Source organism: Mycobacterium sp. NGS50 (assembly GCF_059812545.1).
This window is the reverse complement of the sequence record NZ_JCALCW010000036.1, coordinates 23,183-41,573: the sequence shown is the minus strand read 5'-3', so window position 1 is coordinate 41,573 and position 18,391 is coordinate 23,183. Positions and strand designations below refer to the sequence as shown.

The following is an 18,391-nucleotide window of genomic DNA, read 5'->3' as shown; positions in this document are numbered from 1 at the left end:
GGTTTCGGCTACATGGTGCGGACAGCTGCGGGCCCGTTGAGCACGGTGCAGCCGGCGGCCAGCGCGGGCCCGTAGGTGACGGCGTCGCAGGTCCGGCAGCGCCAGGTGGTGTGGCCGCCGCAGCTGCACGGCTTGTGACCGACCAGGGTGCGGTTCGGGCCGCCGGGGTGGCCGTTCGGGCAGTGCTGCGGCGGCCGGATCATCCACCGGCCGTCCGTGAGCTGAACCAGATCACCGACCGCACGCATGGGCGCAGTCTACGAGGCGTGCGCTTGTAGATCGATTGCTTCGCCGATGACGCCGCCGAGCTCGTCGCGTTGCGGCCACAGCACACGAAAAGCCCCCGACCGGAGTCGGGGACGCTATGTGCGCCAGCGGCGGACGCTGGTGAAGATCAGGTGTATCGGGTCACCGCGGGCCGGGACCGCGTTGCACAGGTGCAGAGCGAACGCGGCAGCCACCGCGCGGGTGAGCCAGGGCCGGGCCAGCATGTACCGATCCGCACCCTCCGACAGGGTCTCACCGCGCGGTGCCAGCAGGTCGTAGGCCAGGACGCCGGTGGCAAGGGCGAGCCAGGCCCGGTCGGATGGTTTCAGCATGCGGCTACCCTTCGACGGAAAACTACATCAGGGTGGTTTGTCTAGTGCGCGATTGACAGCCTTGTCTAGCCCGGTCTAGACTTGCTACCATGCCAAAGCGGGCGGACATCATCAGCAAGATCGAGAAGGCAGCGAAAGCTGCTGAGCTCAAGTTCATTCAGATACGAGAAGGTGGCAACCACACCATCTTTGAACTCGATGGCGCGAAGATTCCGATCGCACGACACAGGGAGTTGGGACAGCGTTACGCCGAGATGGTCTACAAGCAGTGCGAAGCCAAGCTAGGAAAGGACTGGTGGCGATGAATAATCACTACACCGCGGTGGCAACCCGCGACGGCGCGTACTGGTTTGTCCATGTCCTTGACCTCGACCTCTATACCCAAGCCCGCACTTTGGCAGAGGTTGAGCCGATGACCCGCGACCTCATCTCATTGATGCTTGAGGTTCCGGCGGATTCGTTCGAGCTTGAGTGGCGTACAGATCTTCCAGATTCGGTGCAGCACCATCTGGGGCTGGCCGCCAAGTACGCCAAAGAGGCGGCTTGGTATCAGGCAGAAGCAGCAAGTGAGCGAAGATTCGCGGCGCGTGCGATGCGTGACGCCGGGATGACGGTGCGGGATATCGGTGCTGCGCTGGGGGTTTCGCACCAGCGTGCGCAGCAGTTGCTTTCTCAGCGGTAGCCCTGTAGGTAGCGGTCTAGGAGCCGGTCCAGCATGCTGGTCCAGGTGAACTCGCGCTCATACTCGCCCTGCTGGCGTGCGGCCTTGACTTGCTCCCAGGCGACCGTGATGTGGGCGGTGAGCGGCAGGACCGGCGGCACGACGCACCGCCCCGCTACTCCACGGCGCCGGGCGGTAGCGCGCCCGGATGCTGCGGCCGGCCCTGGATCGCACGCCACAGCGAAGCATCGACCTCGATCGAACGCTGCCGTTCGTCGTGCAGCTCCCGGCTCACACCGGTGAGGTCGGCGCGCACCCCGGTGACATCAGTGCGCACCCCCGTCACGTCCGTTCGGATCGCCGCGAGTTCTCGGGACTGCGCATCAATCTTGCGGTCCTGCGCGATCTGCCGTTCCTGAATGTCGCGGACCACGTTGTACACCTCACCGGTGGTGTCGAGGGCGGCCACCGCGCTGTCACGGGTGGTGTCGATGTCATCGCGCAGGTTCGGCGTCTCCGGATGGGAATTGCGGACCTGTTCGTGCACGTCGTCGATCTTGCCGACCGCATCACGCACCTGACGGCTGGTGATCTGCTGCTGGATCCGCAGATGCACGATGCCGCCGATCGTGACGATCGCGAGACCGATCAGCCCAATGATGGTGGTGGGCAGCTCGGCGCCGCTCATGCGCGCTTGCCGACGAACCGGGCGATGACACCCGGCTGGCCGGATGCCTCGATCGCGGGGGTGAGGCCTGCGGTGCCCGGGTTGCCGCCGCCGGCCGCGCCCAGAGAACGCAGCAGATCGACCAGAGCGCCGATCCCGGCCGCCGACAGCACCCCGTACCAGGGGACGTCGCCGATGAGTTGGAGACCGCCGACGGTGAGCACGGTGACGGCGTTGTTGGCGGCCGAGCTGATGGCGCGTTCGGCGGCGTCCGCCCAGAACGAGGCGGTGAAGATGGGACGGTCAGACATTGGTCATGCCCCTTTCCGATAGTCGAGGTCAGGCGGTGAGCTGTCCGCGCATCCAGTCGATTCCGCCGCTGATGTCGTACGGGGCGTAGTGCGGTGCGCCTTGGCCGTCAGCCAGGAACCCGATCCCGGAGAAGATCGCCATCACCGCCCCCATAACCTCGTCGACCGGGGTGGAGAACAGGGCGCCGATCTGCGCGGCGATGCTGTACGGGTCGGAGAAGCCGTCGCCGCGGGCCACGGCCTGATAGATCGCGGCCTTGATGTCTCCGGCTTTGTCGTCGGTGTTCTCGGCGAAGATGTCGCCTTCGCGGTAGACGTCCATCCAGTTGTCGGGTTTGGCGGGCAGTCCGTTGATGCCGGGCCGCCGGTAGGGGTCCAGGCCGTGGGTGCCGGTTGTGGTGATCAGTCTGGTCGCCCACGGTGCGATGCTGTCGGTGGCCCGGCACGGGTTGCCGTAGGCCAGGACGCCGCGCAGGTCGGCGAGCCGATGGTTCAGCGGTTTTCCGGGTGCGAGGTAGTTGGTGTAGAAGTCGAAGCCGATGATGGCGCCCTGGCTGTACACGCCGAGCACCCAGGGGGTTCCGTCCGGGAACGGGACGCCGTTGTCCATGTGGTCGGCGCCGACGAGACGCGCCAGCTCCCGCACACCGGAGTCGTTGTCGAAGGGGATGGGGGCGTTGTTGTAGCCGATCGGTTGATGGTGGCAGTGGCCTTCGCGTTCCAGCTGCGTGGCGGTGTCGGCGACCGGGCCGGCGAACATGTTGGACATGTGGCCTTCGACGGTGAACATGATCGGCAGCACCTTCGGCGGCGCGGGCGGTGGCGGCGGCGGTACCGCGGGGGTGCCGATGCCGCACGCCGCGCCGAACGCGACGGCGTCCAGGCCGTCCGCGGAGTTCATGTCGCAGTTCCCGAACGGTGGGCAGCCTTCGGGAAGGCCGCCGCCGTGACCCTGGCCGTCGGTGTATTGGTGGGCGACCTTGCCCGGGTATGACGGGTTGGCGCCGTAGCCGGCGACGATCAGCCGGATGCCGTCCGGTTTGGTGGGCCAGCAGGTGTTGAGATCCCACACGTTGCCGTAGCCGATGATGCGGGAGCGGTCGCCGATCCAGTCGGCGAGGCCCCAGTAGAGGCGGTTGATGCCGTCGGACTGGTCGCCGCCGGGGTTGCCGCCGGATTCGACGTCGAGCATCAGCGTCACTTTGGGGTGTAGGCCGCCGTTGGCGTTGATCATGTCGATGACGGTGTCGCGGTTGCTGGCCCAGGTGCCGGGACGCACGTAGGTGTAGACGATGCCGAATGTGAGTCGGCCGCTGTCGAGCGCGGCGCGCATCCAGGCGTAGTTCTGGGCGAAGTTGTGGTCGCGGTAGGTGCCGTCGCTGACCCGGATCGATAGGACGTCGTACGGGTACGAATCATCGACGGGGCGTTGGAATTCGGAGACGTCGGCGAACAGGGTGTCGGTCATGGGGGTTGCCTTTCGGGTGAGGTAGCGGCGTGCGTTGTGGAAGGGTCCGGCTTGGTCGATGGGTACTTCGGCGACGGGGCGTCCCCAGGTGGATGCGTGGATGACGTGGCTGTCGCCGACGTAGAGGGCTACGTGGGTGGCGCCCGGGTAGTAGGTGACGATGTCGCCGGGCTGCAGCTGGTCGCGGTCGACGGGTTGGCCGCCGGCGGCCTGCTGCTGGCTGGTGCGCGGGATGGTGATGCCGAGTTGGGCGTAGGCCCACACGATGAGCCCGGAGCAGTCGAATGCGTCTGGGCCGGTCGCACCCCAGGCGTAGGGTTTCCCGATCGCGGTTCGGGCGGCGGCGACGATGTCGTCGGCTGTGGCGTCAGCGGTCGGTGCGGCCATGATCAGCCACAAGACGCAGATGAGCGCGGCCAGTGCCGGACGCATTGTTCTCCGGGCGGCGCGGTGATCACCATTCCGGCCAGTGGTCGGTCCAGCCGATGAGTGCCAGGTAGCCGAGTGTGGCGCTGGCCGCCAGGCCGATGACAGCCCCGGCGGCCAGCACAGCGATGATTCTCATGACCGGTCAGGCCAGCGTGATGACGGGGCTGGGAGTGCCGTCGCTGTCGATGGTCAGCGTGTTGCCGTCGGTTGCGGTCACGTCGGCCGGGGTGGCGTCGAGCAGGCAGTAGGCCAGCACGTTGCCGCCAACCTCGTACAGCACGGCCCAGCGTGCCGCGATGGGGCCACCCGTGGCGGTCCAGACGGGGTTACTGGTGAATGTGACCGCCACGCTGGTGGTTCCGGTCAGGGTGAGGGTGACGGCGATGCCGCCGGTGGCGTAACCGTTGGCGGCCGCGACCTGGTTGGTCAGGCCCGCGTAGGTCGTCGAGGACGCGCCGATGTTCGAGCTGGACTGGAACAGGGCGACTTTCCAGGAGTCGCTGTCGAGGTCGAAGGTGCCGTTGAGCAGGCTTGTGCGGCCTGCGTTGGTGAGGGTCCATGTGCCTGCGGCCATGAGGATGTTCCTTTCAAAAAAGGGGTGTTGGCGGGCAGCCCGGTTTGGCTGTCCGCTGGGATTGGTTGAGATCAGTTGGGTGCTAGACCCATTCGAGAAGGGTGTAGCCGTCGCCGCCGGCGCCACCGGCTGCGGCAGAGCCGCTAGTGCCCGGCGAGCCGCCGCCACCACCGCCGTTCCTGCCGCCCTTACCGCCCGGGTAGGCCGTGTAGAACGATCCGACACCGGAGCCGCCACCACCGCCGCCACCGTCAGCTCCGGTGCCGTCCACGCCGTTGGCGCCGGCCGATCCGGTGGTGGTCGACGAGTTGCCGTTGTAGATACCGCCACGGCCACCGGCGGTGTCGGAGCTGCCGCCGGCCCCGCCTGTGGCTGACCCGCCGCCGAATCCGTCGACGCCACCACCACCGCCGCCGCCGGCACCAGCGCCGTTCGAGTTGGAGCCGCCCGGCTGGCCGTTGTAGCTCGGCGAGCTGTTGGAGTTACCGCTGTTACCGCCTGCTGACCCGTTCGCGCCGGTGACTCCGGAGATTCCCGACGCCGACCAGGTGCCCCCGGCGCCGCCGGTCTTCACGCCGAGGGTGCTTCCGTCGAGGCCCTTCTTGCCGCCGCCCGCGGTGAGGGTCACCGATCCGGATGTGAAGACGCTGTTGCCGCCGTCGCTGCCCGACGCGCCACCCAGGCCGCGGCTCACCGAATACGTCGATCCGAGGTTCGCGGCCGACACGAAGAACCTGTTGATGCGCGCGGCGCCGCCGCCGCCGCTACCGCCGGTGCGGCCACTCGAGGAGTTGCTGTAGCCGCTGCCGCCCGGGCCTCCACCGCCGAGCATCGTCACCCACACGCCGCTGCATCCGGTGGGCACTGGCTGGTTGGTGCGGTTGGTGTTCGTCTCGTTGAACGGGGTGAACGGGTTGAAGATCACCACATCGGGCTGGCCACCGGTAACCCACATCGCGGCAGCACCCGGTGCGACCCGGCGCGGAGTGCTCACCGCCGGCGCCGACCCCGTCACGCTCAGCGCCGCGGCGGCAGGCTGGACGACCTTGTGGTCAGACACCTTCACAACCGGTGTGCCCGTGGTGATAGTCAGCGGGCACGCGGTCGGAACAACCCGCTGGTTGTCGCTGACCGCGACCGTCGGCACCCCGCCAACAACAATGAGCGCGGCGGCCGGCGGGCGAAGCGTGGTGCCCAACGCCGGATGCGATCCGATGATCGTCAACGCTGCCTCGGCGGGTTTCACGACGACCGGCGTCGACACGATCGGTGTCCCGCCGATCAGCACCAGCACCGCCGGATCGGGAGTGATCCTGACGGTAACCGTCACATCGGGCACGCCGCCGGTCAACACCAGCTCGGCGGCAGCTGGCCGCACCGTCTGCGGGCATATCACGGTGGGAGCCGAGCCAGTCAGCACCAGGGCCGCGGCCGCGGGCCGCACCGTCTTGTTGTCGCTGAGCCGGATCATCGGGGCGGCGCCGACGACGCTGAGCTCAGCCGGATCTGGGATGATGCGCTGGTTGTCGCTCAACGCCACCACCGGCACGCCACCGGTTACCGTCAGCGCGGCGGGAGCTGGTCGCAAGGTGAGCCCGACCGCGGGCCGCGACCCGATGATCGTCAGCTCGGCCGCCGCGGGCTGGATCACCTTGTGCGCCGAGATCGCGACCGTCGGCGCCGACCCGGTCACGGTGAGGGCAGCGGGCGCCGGGGTGATCCGTTTCCCGACGCGCACTATCGGCGCCGAGCCGATCGCCCGCAACGCGGCAGCGCCCGGGGTTGCGAGCACCAGGTCCTCGGCCCACCAGCCGGTCACCGGGGCCTTCGGCGCCACGACCGGCGGCACACCACCCCACCAGCCGCTGCTGCCGGCGTAGTCGGGCATCGGGATATCGACCGGTCGCGCGAACGCCTGCTCGATCTTGGTGCGCAGCTGTTGCTCCTGCTGCGGGAACGTTGATCCGGTGCCCAGCAACGGCACCGGATAGGTGGGCGCCCACACCCAGGTGATGTTGCCTTCGACCAGTTTCAGGTTGGTGTCGTCGTCGACCGCAACATTGAAGTACCAGTTGTGGATCCAGATTGCCCCGGCGACTGCGTTTAGTGCGGCGTCGGAGTAGGCGGTGTTGTTGAGTACGGTTGCGACGGCGTGCATTGCACCGGACAGGGCGTTGGCGTCCGAGCCGACGGTCTGCAACCCGACCAGCGCGTCCTGGACTGCTTGAGCGGTGGGGAAGTCCGCGATGCCGTCGTACTGGCGGGCGAAATCAACCACCGTGTACGGGGTGTCGGCGGGTTTGCCCTGGGTGTAGCCCACCGAGTTGAAGATGTCGTGGCCGTAAACGAACCCGCCGTACTTACGGTTGGCGTTCGCGATCAGCAGGAACTCGACATCGTCGGGGTCGATGCTGCTGCTGGTGCCGTATGTCGATAGCCAGAGATCAGCGCCCTGGCATCCCTCCGAATAGGCGAACACGCGTCGCTTCACCGCGCTGGAGTGCAGGCGCGCATCGAGCAGGTCCGCGCACTGCTGAACGTTCGAAGCACCGGGCTGATTGGTGTAGGGCAGCGTGTAGACCGTGTCGCCCGGCTCCAGCAGGGTGCCCTTCATCAGGGTGGGCATCGCCCAGGTGACATCGGAGCCCATCGGGTTGAGCAGCACGACCTCGGTCACGTTTGGCGCTCCACAGTCCATGCCTGGCCGCGGCCGCCGTTGAAGCCGCCGCCGTACCAGCCGGCGCCGGATCCGCCGCCGCCGGGGATGCTGCCGTTCGCGGTCAGCACGCTGTCGCCGCCCGGATAGGTGGTGCCGTTGTAGGTCTTGTCGGGGGCGCCGTTTCCGAGGCTGTCGAGGGCGGCCAGCTGGTAGCCGCCGGCGCCGCCCGCGCACGTCAGGGTCTGCGGGTTTCCGCTGGCGTCCGTCCAGCTGAATACGGTGGCCCCGCCGGGTGATCCGTTCGCGAGCGCGTCACCGCCCGCACCGGGAGCACCCACTGTGATGGTGATGGTGAACGGGCCGGACGCTGGGAAGTCGACGCCGCGTTGCAGCGTCTTGGTGCCCCAGCTGGCCGCGTAGCCGCCATCGGAGTTCGTGGCCGGGGTGTCGCCCTGACCGCCACCACCGCCGCCGATTCCGATCAAGTCGACGTATTGCGCCCAATCGTCGATGGTGACGGTGCGGGTGCCCGGAGACGTGTATGTCCTGGGTTGCGGATTGTAGGTAGGTGCAGGCGGATTGGAGATTTCCAGGCCGACGTAGGGCACCTTAGTGTTGCCGAATGTCAGCGATGAGAAGGGCACGTCCCCCGAAGGTGGTGATGAGTGTCCTGTCGTCGTTGCCTCAATTCCGGGTAACTTCGCGTTCGGATGCGCAGGGACATTCCCGAAGCTGCCGTACAGATTGAGGTTTTGATTTGTGTTGAAACACACGGCGATTACGTCGCCCGGCATTACGTCAGTGGCATAGGCCGACACGAACAGCCAACCGATGTCTGCCTGTAGTTGCGATCCGAGATTGCTTGATGTCCCTTTGTAGACGAGTTTCGAGTTCTCAAAGTCAACCTTGAATACGCTGACCGTGAACGCTGTTGGCGCGGGTGTGGCATAGATTTGAGCCAGGAATGCGACCGTGTTTTTTGTGTCGGCCTGTGAGCATCGAATGAAGGTGTAGATCTGCGTTCCGGGCACCAATTGAAATCCATCCGGGTTCGGGTTGAACGCGATATTGCTCTCGGTGGTGTCATCGAGGCCCCACGCGAGCGGCTTGTTGTTCCGTTCACCCAGCGTGTTCGTGTTATCGATCGCCATCGTGTTCGTGATGCCCAACAGGTCGTACACCGACTTGAGGAACTGAGCCAACCACGCCCACGCGCCGGCATCGTCGATGTCGCCGGCCAGGGCGGCGCCGAGCTGCAACAGGTTGTCGTCGAGGCCGTCCACCCGGGCCGGGGACAACAGGCCAGAGCTGTTGAATCCGAACATGTTTTCCAGGATCTTCTGCAGCGTGATCGTTCCGTCAGCCTGAATCCCGGCAACCACCTGGATGAAGATGTTCCATGCCGTCTGGATGGCGTCGATTCCTTGATTCCAGCTCTTGGCGCCGCTCAGGACGTCCGAGATTGACTGCAAAAACGACTGGGAGAACGTGTTCCACGCCTGCTGGCCATCACGGAAGTCGTCGTTCAAATCGGCGATCAGGCCGCCCTGCAACGTGACCGCTGCCTTGCCGAACCGCACGGTGCCCGCAGTCGCGCCGGTGTCCACCACCGGCCGCAACCGAACCTGATTCACCGTGCCGTCGGTGGGCACTGTGTACGTGCCGATCAGGCTGGCCTGCTTCGACCCGGCCGGCACGTTCACCCAGTCGTCGGGGTCATCGACAGCAGCACCCATCGCCATGCCCGGCACGGTGACCGTCCCGACCGGGGTGGCGTTGCCGTCTGCATCGGTGATGAAGGTGAGCACATCGACCCGAACCGGGCTGCCTGTGCACACCAAACCGGTTGTGAGGACCTTGATGTCCAGCGGTACGCGCTGGCCTGCCTGAACCGGGAACGGGTTCGACCGCAACGCATGGATATTTCCGTCGGCGGTGACCGTCGCCGAACCCCGCGTCGTCGCGTCGGTCTCGTCGGGGTCGTCGTAGTAGACGACGCTGTCCCACGACCAGCCCCCGCCGGGAACCAGGGAGATCGCGCCCTCGAACCCCGGATTCCACAGCGGGTTGGTCGCCGTACCAGTGATCGACGTGTCGGGAATCAACCCCCACAGGTTCGCAGCGTTCAGCCGCGAATCACCGTTGAGCAACCGGTTAGCCCACGTCCCCAGATCGCTGTAATCGCCGTCCTCAAGACCGGTCAACACCTCAACGATGTCACCGAGAATCGGAACCTTCTCGATCGCCAACAACGCAGACTCGACATCCGACCACGTCTGATCCGACCAACCGAACAGCCGCTTCGTGATCGCCTCGATGATGCCCAACGCCAACGACACCGGCTCGCCGTTGGTGCCGCGCCGCAACCCATCCCACACCGACACCGTCGATGACTTCCACGACGACGACGCCAACACCTGCGCTTTGAGCGTCGCCGTGACCTTGTCCTGCGTCAGCGCCGGAATACCCGCCAAACCGGTCTGGCCGATGACGTTCGGAACATCCGGATTCAGACCACCCGGACCGTTGGGTGTGGTCACCCCAGATCCTCCACCGGTGTCTGCCGAAGCCACTGCTGCGCATGCCCGATCAGCCCCGGATGATCGGAGGCGATCCGCGCCATCAACGCCGCCTTCTCACCAGGGGTGCGGGCAGCTTCGACGTCGGCGGCCAGCTCCGGGTTGTGATGCCGCAGAAAGTCCAGCAGCCGGCTGCTGGAGTTGATGCTGACGAGCTCCTGGCGGCGATGGTTACCCATCCCCAGCGGGCCGTCGGCCATCAGTTCCTTGCTGGCCAGCTCCGGGATCACCCGCACACCAAGCCCGTACAGTCCGTCCGCGATCTTGGTGCGGGCCGGCGGCGGCAGAAACCACAGCGCCTTGGCCAGCATGGCGATCTGGTCGGCTTTCTCGAAGTCCGGCATCAGATCGAATCCATTGCCAGCCAGCTGGTGGGCTGCAGACCGTTCGTCAGGGCCCCGTTGACGAAGCTCATGCCGACGTAGCGGTAGCCGGGCCCGTGTGGCACCACGTGGGCGGTGTCGGTCCACGAGGACAGAGGGGTGGTGTCGTTGCCTTTGTACACCGACAGGGTGTCGGTGGTGGCGTCGTAGGCGATCTCGTAGTCGTCGCTGTTCGCGACTGTGTTGGCGAACGAGGCGCCCTGATAGGTGACGGTGACCGGGTCCGTCCCGATACCGAAGTGGATCAGGTTCTTGGCGGGCTGCCAGTTCGACGCCTCGAACTGCACCGCCAGGTAGGTGGTGAACAGCTGGTCGGCGCACAGGATCACCGTGGTTTTGTTCGAGTCCAGGGCGCCGATGTCCTTGTTCAGCATCGACACCTTGATGCGGCAGGAGTCGCCGTTGAGCGGCTGGAACCAGCGGATCGCGGACTGGGCTTTCGACAGCCATTCGACCTTTGGTCCGACGCTGTTGGGCAGCGATGACGCCGAGTTGTCGTAGACCTGGGTGGTGCCGGCCACCGGCTGCCACGCTGACCGCAGCCCGAGGGTGGGGAATGTGTCGACGAACTTGAGTGCGTGGTTGACGATCGTTGTCGGCGGGGCTTGTAGGAACTCGGCTTCCTTGCGGATCACCTTGCCGTACCGGATCTGGTATGGCTTGGATGACGCATCGGTCAGGAACACTTCGAAGTTCGCGCCGGCCGGGATCGCATCCAACACGGTCGGGTCGCCGTCGAAGCTGATCGCGTCCGGCGCCACGGTGCCGTCGATGGAGGCGAGCTGGCCGCCGGTGGTGTCGTAGAACACGGTCTTGGCGGTCGCACCATCGGGCCACGGGCTGCCAGGGTCGGCCAGCAGGTACGGCGGCTGGAACGGCTGCGGGTTCCAGGTGCTGCCGCGCGACAGAACGACCGCGGTGATTCGGGAATCAAGCATGAGCGGCTGCTTTCATGAGATGAGATGCACTCCGATGTCGCTGATCTTGTCGAGCACGAACTTCAGCTGTTGAGCGGCACGTTCTCCGGTGGTCATCGCCGCAGTGTTCTTGCCGCACTTCATCGTGAAGTGCTCAGCACCGTTCTCGTCGCCGTCCAGGTTCATCTCCTCTACCTGCGAGATGAACAGCATGTCGACGCCCATGCGTTGCAACGCGCCTGCGCTGGACGAGATCCGGTCTTTGATGGTGACGTGAACGCCGGGGATCACCCACGTCGATTCGTCCACAACCATCGTGTGGTTCGTTTGGGCCTGGGTGGCGTTGTATCCGCCGCGCATCGCCGCCAACGCGGCCAGGGACCATGAGTTCTGTTCGGCGCCTTGCTGGTAGATCTCGAACAGGTGCACCCAGCCGAGGTTTTTGATGCGTGCCGTGTTGACTGCTTCGTCCCAAGCCAGGATGGTGCCGACGATGAACGGCATGATCACTTCGGCGGCGATGTCGCCGAGCGAGTCGAACCCGCCGAGTAGGAAGTAGCCGACCAGGTCGCCGGTGGCTTCGATGATCAGTTTCGCGATTGCGTCGGCGGTCGGGTTGTCGCCGCCGACGATCACCGACCCGGCCGTCGCCGGGCTGTAGGTGACCACCGATTTGAGGTCGTTCCAATAGGAATCACGGACACACACTGAGGGTGTGGACGCGAGGCTGGCCAGCCACCCGGTCTGCCAGTACTCGTCGGGGTACAGCGTCTCGTCGTCGGTGACCTCGTTCAGAGTGTCCTCGATATAGCCGTCGGACCACTGCAGCACCGAACGCACCAGCCCGGACGCCGACGTTCCGTTGAAGTAGGTGCCGCCCGGCAGCACGAACCCGGACCGGTCGACGACCTCGAATATCAGGGCACCGTTAGCGACCTTGTTGCCGAACATGTCTTCGGCGTATTCGCCTTCGTCGGTGAAGTAGCGGCGGTAGGTCAACGCGAGCTGCCCGTCATCGAGGCCCGAGGCTACGACCGAGTCGGTGGTGTTCATCCGGGACGCGATCGGCCCCCACAGGCTGGAGTCGGAGTTGAAGTCGACGGCCTTCATGTGGACCTGCCACGTCGCGGTGTTCAACAGGTTGATCTGATCCTGCGTCCACTCGTTGATGTCCCAGGGATCATCGACGAGGACCGCGAGACCGGAGGCCAGTCCTGCCCAGAATTCCTCTGACTGCTTTCGGATGAGGTTGAGCCAAAAGAAAGTAGCGACACTCCAGCACATGGGAGCGAAAGTCAGGTAGTCCCTGGGGAATTGGAACAGCCACACCGGCAGCGACGGGTTGGGGGCGCCGAGCAGGAACTGCCAGAACTGCATGTCGTCGTTGAACGAGGCGGTGAGGTAGTCGACGCCGTCACGGGTCGCGAGCTGCCAGTGATGCATGAGGCCGGTCCAACGCCACTGGCCGCCGTACTTGTCGACCCGGATCACGACGTTCTTGCACTCGTTGGGGTTGTTCGGGATCGACGCAATGAACTTCGCGATGTGATGGCTTGCCCGAATCTCGAACTCTCCGGTGGCTGAGACGTTGCCCTTCATCGGAAACGAGCGTTTCGTGGTCTCGAACACGTCGATGCGGCCGACGGGCAGCAAACCGGGTGATCCGTCGGGGTTGTTGCGGTAGATCCAGATCGTCGACACGGCGCGCTGCAACGATCTGCGTGCACGCCGCGTCTCGGTGCATTGCGCCATCGACGTGGCGAGACGTTCCGCCAACGCGGTGCTCATACGATCCTCGGCGTGGAGAACGGCTGGTCATACCAGCGGGGCAGGATCAGTTCGCAGCGTGCACCGGCCAGGTTGGTGATCTTCGTCGACACCACGCAGCCTTCGGTGGAATCACCCATCCCGGGCGGGATGGGGTATTCGAAGTCGCGGCCTTTGTTGCGGCCGGCGAACAGCGTTTCGAGGCTGGTGACGAATGTCTCCAGGTCCGGCCGGGTTTGGATGTTGAGGTCTTCGTCGTCGAGCAGCGGCGCCAACGGGATGGTTTTCCCGGTGTCTGCGACACCGCGGCCGAACGCTTCGTTGCCGAACGAGTAGTCGGGGAGCTGCCAGGTCGCGCCGCCGGTCAGGCTCCATTCGGGGAAGATGTCGACCGACGACGGGTTGTAGAACGGCAGCGTGAACCAGTAGTTGCCGGGTGCTTGGACTTCCCAGGCGAACCGTTCGGTGCGGCCCACGTAGAACGGCCATTCGGCGGCCATGGTCTGCACGACCGAGCCGTAGGTGAACACGTGCGGGTCTTTGCCTTCGAAGTCCTGTGTGGAGAACGATTTCGGTTCCTGCAGGGTGCGCAGTCCGAGGGTGCGTTCTCCGTCGATGGACGTGTAGACGATCGTGGCTTCGGCGGTCGGGGAGAACATCGCCTTCCATCGCGAGTAGATGGTGTGCCACAGGTCGGAGTCCTGGTCGATGAGGGTTCCGGTGTCGGGGTTGACGACGTGGATGGTCCAGACGACGTCGCGGCGTTTCGGTTTCCACGACTGGTAGAACTGGCCGAATCCGTAGGTGCCCCAGTTCGTTTGGATCGGCATGTCGTAGAGGCCGGTTGAGCCGGGTGCGAGTTCGGGGCCCCAGGAGTAGCCGGGCGGGCTGATGCGGCAGAAGTCGCCGTTGACGCCGATGACGTCGATGATGTCGCCTTTGCGTCTCATCTCGGGTGTGCCGCCAATGCTGCCTGCTGATCCTGGGCATCGCGAAGATCAAGCTGCTGGAACACCTTGTTGACGTCCATTCCGTAGAACTGGTTGTTCTGCACGCGGCCACCGACATTGGCGGTGGCGGGCTGCCGGTGCTTGGAGGTGAGGGTGGCGCCGTATGCGGAGTCTTGGGTGCCGCTGGTGATGTTGCCGACCAGGAAGCTGGAGGGAACGTTGATGACGTCGTTGGCGATCTTGCCGCCTTCTTTGATCAGCCCGGCGACCATCGATCCGGCGTCTTTACCGGCCGCGCCGGCGGCAGCGGAGGCGCCGAAGGTTCCGGCGGCTGCGGCGGCGTTGACGGCTTGGGATGCGATGTTCGCGATCACCCCGGCCGTGGAGGTGACGGCGGTCTTCAGCGCGGGCAGCTCGTGGTCCAAGCTGCTGGGTGCGGCTGACACCTGCGGGGCGGTGCTGGCCGTCTGTTTCGGCTTGGCCTGGCTGGGCTGCTGCGGTTCGGCCACCGTCGGCGTCGGCTGCATTTCGGGTTGTGGTGGGGGTGCGGGTTCGTTCGTGCGCGGCGGGATCAGGCTCTTGGCGTTGGTGGAGGGCTGCGACGGCGCGGCCGCCAACGGCACCGATCCGAGCGGCCCGCCGGGTCCCTGCTGCTGCTTGTCGGGGTTGGGCGGGGTCGGCAGCAGGAAGTCAGCGATCCCGGGCGCCAGGCCACCCACACCGAAGTGCGGCAGGTGGGCGGGGTTGATCTGGCCGGCGTTGAGGGCCTTCATGAACGGCACCCCGTACTTGTGGACCGCGGTCGCACGGTGCACGAACTCGCCGCCATGCAGAACCGCCGGGATCGGAGTCGACGGCGATCCCGGCGTCGCGCCACCCGACGAATACCAGTGCGGTGACTGCGACTGCCAGAACGCCCACGCCTTGGCCGGGTCGCCGTAGCGCTGCTTGATGTAGGCCATGCCCGCTTGGGCTTGCCCTTCGGCTGATGAGGTGCGGGTGGCGCCCACACTTGCCCACGTCGAGTCGAGGAACTGGAACAGCCCGTAGGCGGACGAGGCCGGGTTCTTGGCGCTGGTGCGCCACCCGGACTCGCCGTTGACGAGGTTGACCAGCGCGGGCCACTGGTCATCGGAGAAGCCGGCGGCTTTGAACGCCTGGTAGACGGCGGAATGGGTGCTGTTGCTGCCGCCGGCGTAGCTGGCTGCCGGCGCTTTGCCGTTGCCGCCGCGCGCGGCCAGGGCGGCCTGCACGTCGGCGGGGGACAGTCCGGCGGCGGTGAGCTGCTGTTTGAGGGCGTCGGTTTGGGCGGTGGCGTCACGCTTGCTGATGACGGCTTGGATTTGGTCGGGGGTGAAGCCGAGCCCGGCCAGCCGGGCCGACACGTCAGCATCGCTCATCGACGCCCCGCCCCCGCCAGCGCTGCCGCCGCCGAACTTCTGCGAGTAGAAGCCGATCGTGGACTGGACGGCCTTGTTGTAGGCGTTGTTCGGCGACAGGATCGAGTTGGACAGTCCGAAGGCGCCGAGGATGCCGCCACCGGATCCGTCGGTGCCCAGGATCGCGGCGCCGAAGTTCTTGATCAGGGTTTGGGGCTTGATCTTGTCGGGCATCGCGTCCAGAACGCCTTGGGGGCCGTTCTGCTCGAGCGGGCCAAGCCACGGGAACCAGCTGTGCAGGGCATCGGGTGCGGCTGCTGCTGTACCGGCTCCTGCGATGCCGCCGATGCCGTTGTTTCCGGGGCCGGGGCCGCCGGTCGGCAGCAGGTGGGTGATTCCGCCGACGGCGCCGGCCGCGGCACGGCTGATCGCGTCGGGAACGCTGCCACCCATCGGGTTGGGAGCAACCGGAGCAGGACCACCCGGCGTGACGGGGTTTCCGTTCTCGTCGTTGGTGCCGCCGCCTTCGAAGCTGCGGCCTTGGGTGAGTGCCCACAACGCCCGGTCACCGATCCGCTTCCGCGCATGCGCCGGCAACACCCACTCATCGGAATGCAACTCCGAAATCCAGCCGCCCGTCGGCCCATTACCGTGACCGTTACGCGTCGGACCACCACGCGCATGACTGCCCCCGGGCAGACCGTCCGCGCCCGCACCACCCAACGCACCATGAGGACTGGTCATCGACACACCCGCCGGGACCGGCGGCAACGCAATCTGCATACTGTTCATCTGGGACAGACCAGAATTGATCTGCGCGATCTGTTCCTGAATGTTGGCCAGTTTGTTCGCGGCCACATCGGTGTTCGCGTTGATCGTCACCGTGCCGTCAGGCAACTTCGTGACCTTGAGACCCAAGTCCAAGACCTCTTGGATGATGGTCGGCGTCGGGTCCTTGATTTTGATGTCGCCGTTGGGCAGCGTGCTGATCTTGTCGCCCAACTGATCCAGAGCCGCGGCGGCTTCACGCGCGTTGGCCAGAATCTGGTTGAACTTCGTCAACGTCGTATCGCCCGACGTGTTCGCCGGCAACCCGATCTTCTCCGGGTTGGCCATGATCCAGGCCGCACGCTTGTTGTTGTCCTTGGGGGCTAAATCCCACTCACGAGGATCGTTTCCCTTGAAACCCAACGCTTCCTGGATCGCCTTCTGCTTGGCATCGCCTTGCGCCGCGTCGATGATCTTCTGGTTCTGCGCGTTCTGCTTGTTGGCCTGCTGGACCGTCTCGTACAGGTAGTCCCCACCGGCCAGCGCCGCCCCCACCGGACCCCCGAGAAGAGCGCCGCCCGTGATGACCTCCAGGGCACTCTTGTCGCTGAGATTTCCGAGGTCATCCGCCGATGTGACCTGACCCTCCGGAATGTCCGGCTTCTCCAGACCCTTCTTCAGCAGCTCCAGCCCACCCAGCTTGACCGCGACACCCGCAATGGTTCCCAACGCGGTACCCAGCCGTTCAGCCTTGGTCGCAGACGGGCCCAGCGCGTCGCCGATACCCCCCACCGCGGTCTTGACATTGCCGAGATTGCCAAGCAGCCCATCGAACGCATTCATGGTCTTGAACAGCAGAAACCCCGCAACCGCGGCCTGAGTGAGGCCCGGGAATTGTCCGATCAGGTTGGTGGCCGCACTCAAGAACGGCATCAGCGTGTCAGACCACCGCTGCGCCCCAGCGATGAGATTCGGAATATCCTTTGTGACAAGGTTTTTCAGAATCGGCGCCCATTTGTCGATCTCCGCTTTGCCGTTCGCGAAGAACTCCTTGAGCTTGTTCTGGCCTTCCGTGGAGTTGAGGAAATCAGCCAGCCGCTTCGACCCGTTCTCCAGCGCCGCCAGGAATCCCTCGCCGCCGCCGAACGCCGTCGTCACCGCGGTGAAACTCTTACCGATGTTGATCAGCGTGTTCCCGAGATGATCCATCCCGTCGATGCCGTCGTTGATCCACTTGTCCAGCCGGCCATCCTTGTCGGCGTTGGAGATGAACGTGTCGAACCGCGACGCGACCTTCCCGACCCCGTCAGCCAGCCGCGGCAACACATCCGTACCCGCCGCCGTCAGCGTGCCCAATCCGTGGATGATCGGGTCGATCGCCGTCTTGAACCGTTCCTCGGCTTCCGACGTGTTGCCCAGGATCCGGTCCAGCAGCCCCTTCGATGAATCCGACGACAGGGTGGCCATGACTTGGCCCAGATCATGGTTCAACGCGGTCGCGATACCGCTCAGCCCGCTCTTGACGTTCGGAAGATCAGCGTTCGCAAGGGTTTTCAGTTGATCACCGAGCCCGGCGAACAGACTGTCCTGAACCTCCGACCGCAGCCCGTCCAGCTGCGGTTTGATGTCGCCGATCGCCTTGACGAACGCCTGCGCGTTCGGCGCCAACCCGGCCATCGCCTCGTTGAGTTTCTTCACCGATTTCGCTGATCCGTCATCGGCGACCATCGCCTTGATCGCATCCCCTACACCGGACACACCGAGCTTGACCGCACCCAGCGACGCCAACGCCCCACCTAGCAGCCCCGGCATGACCAGCCCGGCCTGAGACACCTGCTGCATCGCGGCGGCAACCCCGGCCAGACCCGTGGCCATCGCGGGCAGGTTCCCCACCGCCAGCGCGCCGGCATTCCACTTCAGCGCCGACATGACACCGCCACCGGAACCGCCGGCCATGCGCTCGAGGTCGCGGCGGGCACGCGCAACCGGCGCCGTATCGACATCGACCGGAATGTTGATCGCGTTCGCCTGCTGCTGCATCCGGAACCGGGCAATCTCGGCCTGGGCCCGCGCCAGATCAGCCTCAACACCCATCTGCACCGCGTTGCGCTGCTCCACATCGCGCAGGCGCTGAATGTCGGCGCGTGCCTGGGCGGTGTCCGCGGTGACATTGACCGAGAACTCGGCCTTGATCCGCTCCAGATCGGCCTTCAACTTGGTGCGGAACTCGCGGGCGTCCGGAACAATCTTGAGGTTCGCCTCACCGGCGGTATACGGCAC

The 18,391-nt window shown here is 65.6% G+C and carries 15 protein-coding genes and 1 pseudogene; 2 read left to right on the top strand and 14 right to left on the bottom strand.

The genetic code is table 11. The features are described 5' to 3' along the window. Positions 1-8: 8 nt before the first annotated feature. Both AC5Y36_RS21420 and AC5Y36_RS21415 read right to left on the bottom strand, forming a co-directional pair. Entirely contained in the window at positions 9-248 is a 240-nt protein-coding gene (locus AC5Y36_RS21420) for a hypothetical protein (protein WP_500042977.1), read from the bottom strand. A 114-nt stretch (positions 249-362) separates the two neighbouring features. Beyond that, entirely contained in the window at positions 363-599 is a 237-nt protein-coding gene (locus AC5Y36_RS21415; protein WP_500042976.1) for a DUF7427 family protein, read from the bottom strand. Between the two features lie 89 nt (positions 600-688). Between AC5Y36_RS21415 and AC5Y36_RS21410 the strand changes: the two genes are divergently transcribed. Further along, positions 689-904, top strand: a complete 216-nt coding sequence (locus AC5Y36_RS21410) for a hypothetical protein (RefSeq protein ID WP_500042975.1) — start codon at positions 689-691, stop codon at positions 902-904. After that, a complete protein-coding gene (locus AC5Y36_RS21405) occupies positions 901-1,281 on the top strand; it encodes a type II toxin-antitoxin system HicB family antitoxin (protein ID WP_500042974.1) in 381 nt (126 codons plus the stop codon). Before AC5Y36_RS21410 ends, AC5Y36_RS21405 begins: the two co-directional genes overlap by 4 nt. Here the strand turns inward: AC5Y36_RS21405 and AC5Y36_RS21400 are convergent. The 12 genes and pseudogenes from AC5Y36_RS21400 to AC5Y36_RS21345 all read right to left on the bottom strand — a co-directional run bounded on the left by AC5Y36_RS21400 (position 1,272) and on the right by AC5Y36_RS21345 (position 18,391). Beyond that, complete coding sequence (locus AC5Y36_RS21400) at positions 1,272-1,421, bottom strand: hypothetical protein (RefSeq protein ID WP_500042973.1); 150 nt, start codon at positions 1,419-1,421, stop codon at positions 1,272-1,274. The two genes, AC5Y36_RS21405 and AC5Y36_RS21400, sit on opposite strands and share 10 nt — an antisense overlap. A gap of 14 nt (positions 1,422-1,435) precedes the next feature. Then, on the bottom strand, positions 1,436-1,948 hold the full coding sequence (locus AC5Y36_RS21395) for a hypothetical protein (RefSeq protein ID WP_500042972.1): 513 nt from the start codon (positions 1,946-1,948) through the stop codon (positions 1,436-1,438). Then, the gene (locus AC5Y36_RS21390) at positions 1,945-2,238 is read right to left on the bottom strand and encodes a holin (protein ID WP_500042971.1); all 294 of its coding nucleotides are present in this window, start codon (positions 2,236-2,238) and stop codon (positions 1,945-1,947) included. The genes AC5Y36_RS21395 and AC5Y36_RS21390 overlap by 4 nt, the downstream gene beginning before the upstream one ends. 1,489 nt (positions 2,239-3,727) lie before the next feature. Further along, positions 3,728-4,066, bottom strand: a pseudogene (locus tag AC5Y36_RS21385) (C40 family peptidase); the annotation flags it as partial. Between the two features lie 211 nt (positions 4,067-4,277). Beyond that, positions 4,278-4,709, bottom strand: coding sequence for a hypothetical protein (locus tag AC5Y36_RS21380; protein WP_500042970.1), 432 nt, complete (start codon positions 4,707-4,709; stop codon positions 4,278-4,280). A gap of 82 nt (positions 4,710-4,791) precedes the next feature. Beyond that, positions 4,792-7,386, bottom strand: coding sequence for a PE-PPE domain-containing protein (locus tag AC5Y36_RS21375; protein WP_500042969.1), 2,595 nt, complete (start codon positions 7,384-7,386; stop codon positions 4,792-4,794). Next, positions 7,383-9,908 carry a glycine-rich domain-containing protein gene (locus tag AC5Y36_RS21370; protein ID WP_500042968.1) on the bottom strand — a complete coding sequence of 842 codons (2,526 nt, stop codon included), beginning with the start codon at positions 9,906-9,908 and terminating at the stop codon, positions 7,383-7,385. Before AC5Y36_RS21370 ends, AC5Y36_RS21375 begins: the two co-directional genes overlap by 4 nt. Further along, positions 9,905-10,291 carry a hypothetical protein gene (locus AC5Y36_RS21365; RefSeq protein ID WP_500042967.1) on the bottom strand — a complete coding sequence of 129 codons (387 nt, stop codon included), beginning with the start codon at positions 10,289-10,291 and terminating at the stop codon, positions 9,905-9,907. Before AC5Y36_RS21365 ends, AC5Y36_RS21370 begins: the two co-directional genes overlap by 4 nt. Continuing rightward, positions 10,291-11,268: an LtfC-like domain-containing protein gene (locus AC5Y36_RS21360; protein WP_500042966.1), complete on the bottom strand. Its 978-nt coding sequence runs from the start codon at positions 11,266-11,268 to the stop codon at positions 10,291-10,293. The genes AC5Y36_RS21365 and AC5Y36_RS21360 overlap by 1 nt, the downstream gene beginning before the upstream one ends. Before the next feature lie 12 nt (positions 11,269-11,280). Then, positions 11,281-13,035 (bottom strand): Gp37-like protein, encoded by a 1,755-nt coding sequence (locus tag AC5Y36_RS21355; protein WP_500042965.1) that lies wholly within the window; start codon positions 13,033-13,035, stop codon positions 11,281-11,283. Continuing rightward, positions 13,032-13,964, bottom strand: coding sequence for a hypothetical protein (locus tag AC5Y36_RS21350; RefSeq protein ID WP_500042964.1), 933 nt, complete (start codon positions 13,962-13,964; stop codon positions 13,032-13,034). The genes AC5Y36_RS21355 and AC5Y36_RS21350 overlap by 4 nt, the downstream gene beginning before the upstream one ends. Further along, positions 13,961-18,391, bottom strand: coding sequence for an aggregation-promoting factor C-terminal-like domain-containing protein (locus AC5Y36_RS21345; RefSeq protein WP_500042963.1), 4,431 nt, complete (start codon positions 18,389-18,391; stop codon positions 13,961-13,963). The genes AC5Y36_RS21350 and AC5Y36_RS21345 overlap by 4 nt, the downstream gene beginning before the upstream one ends.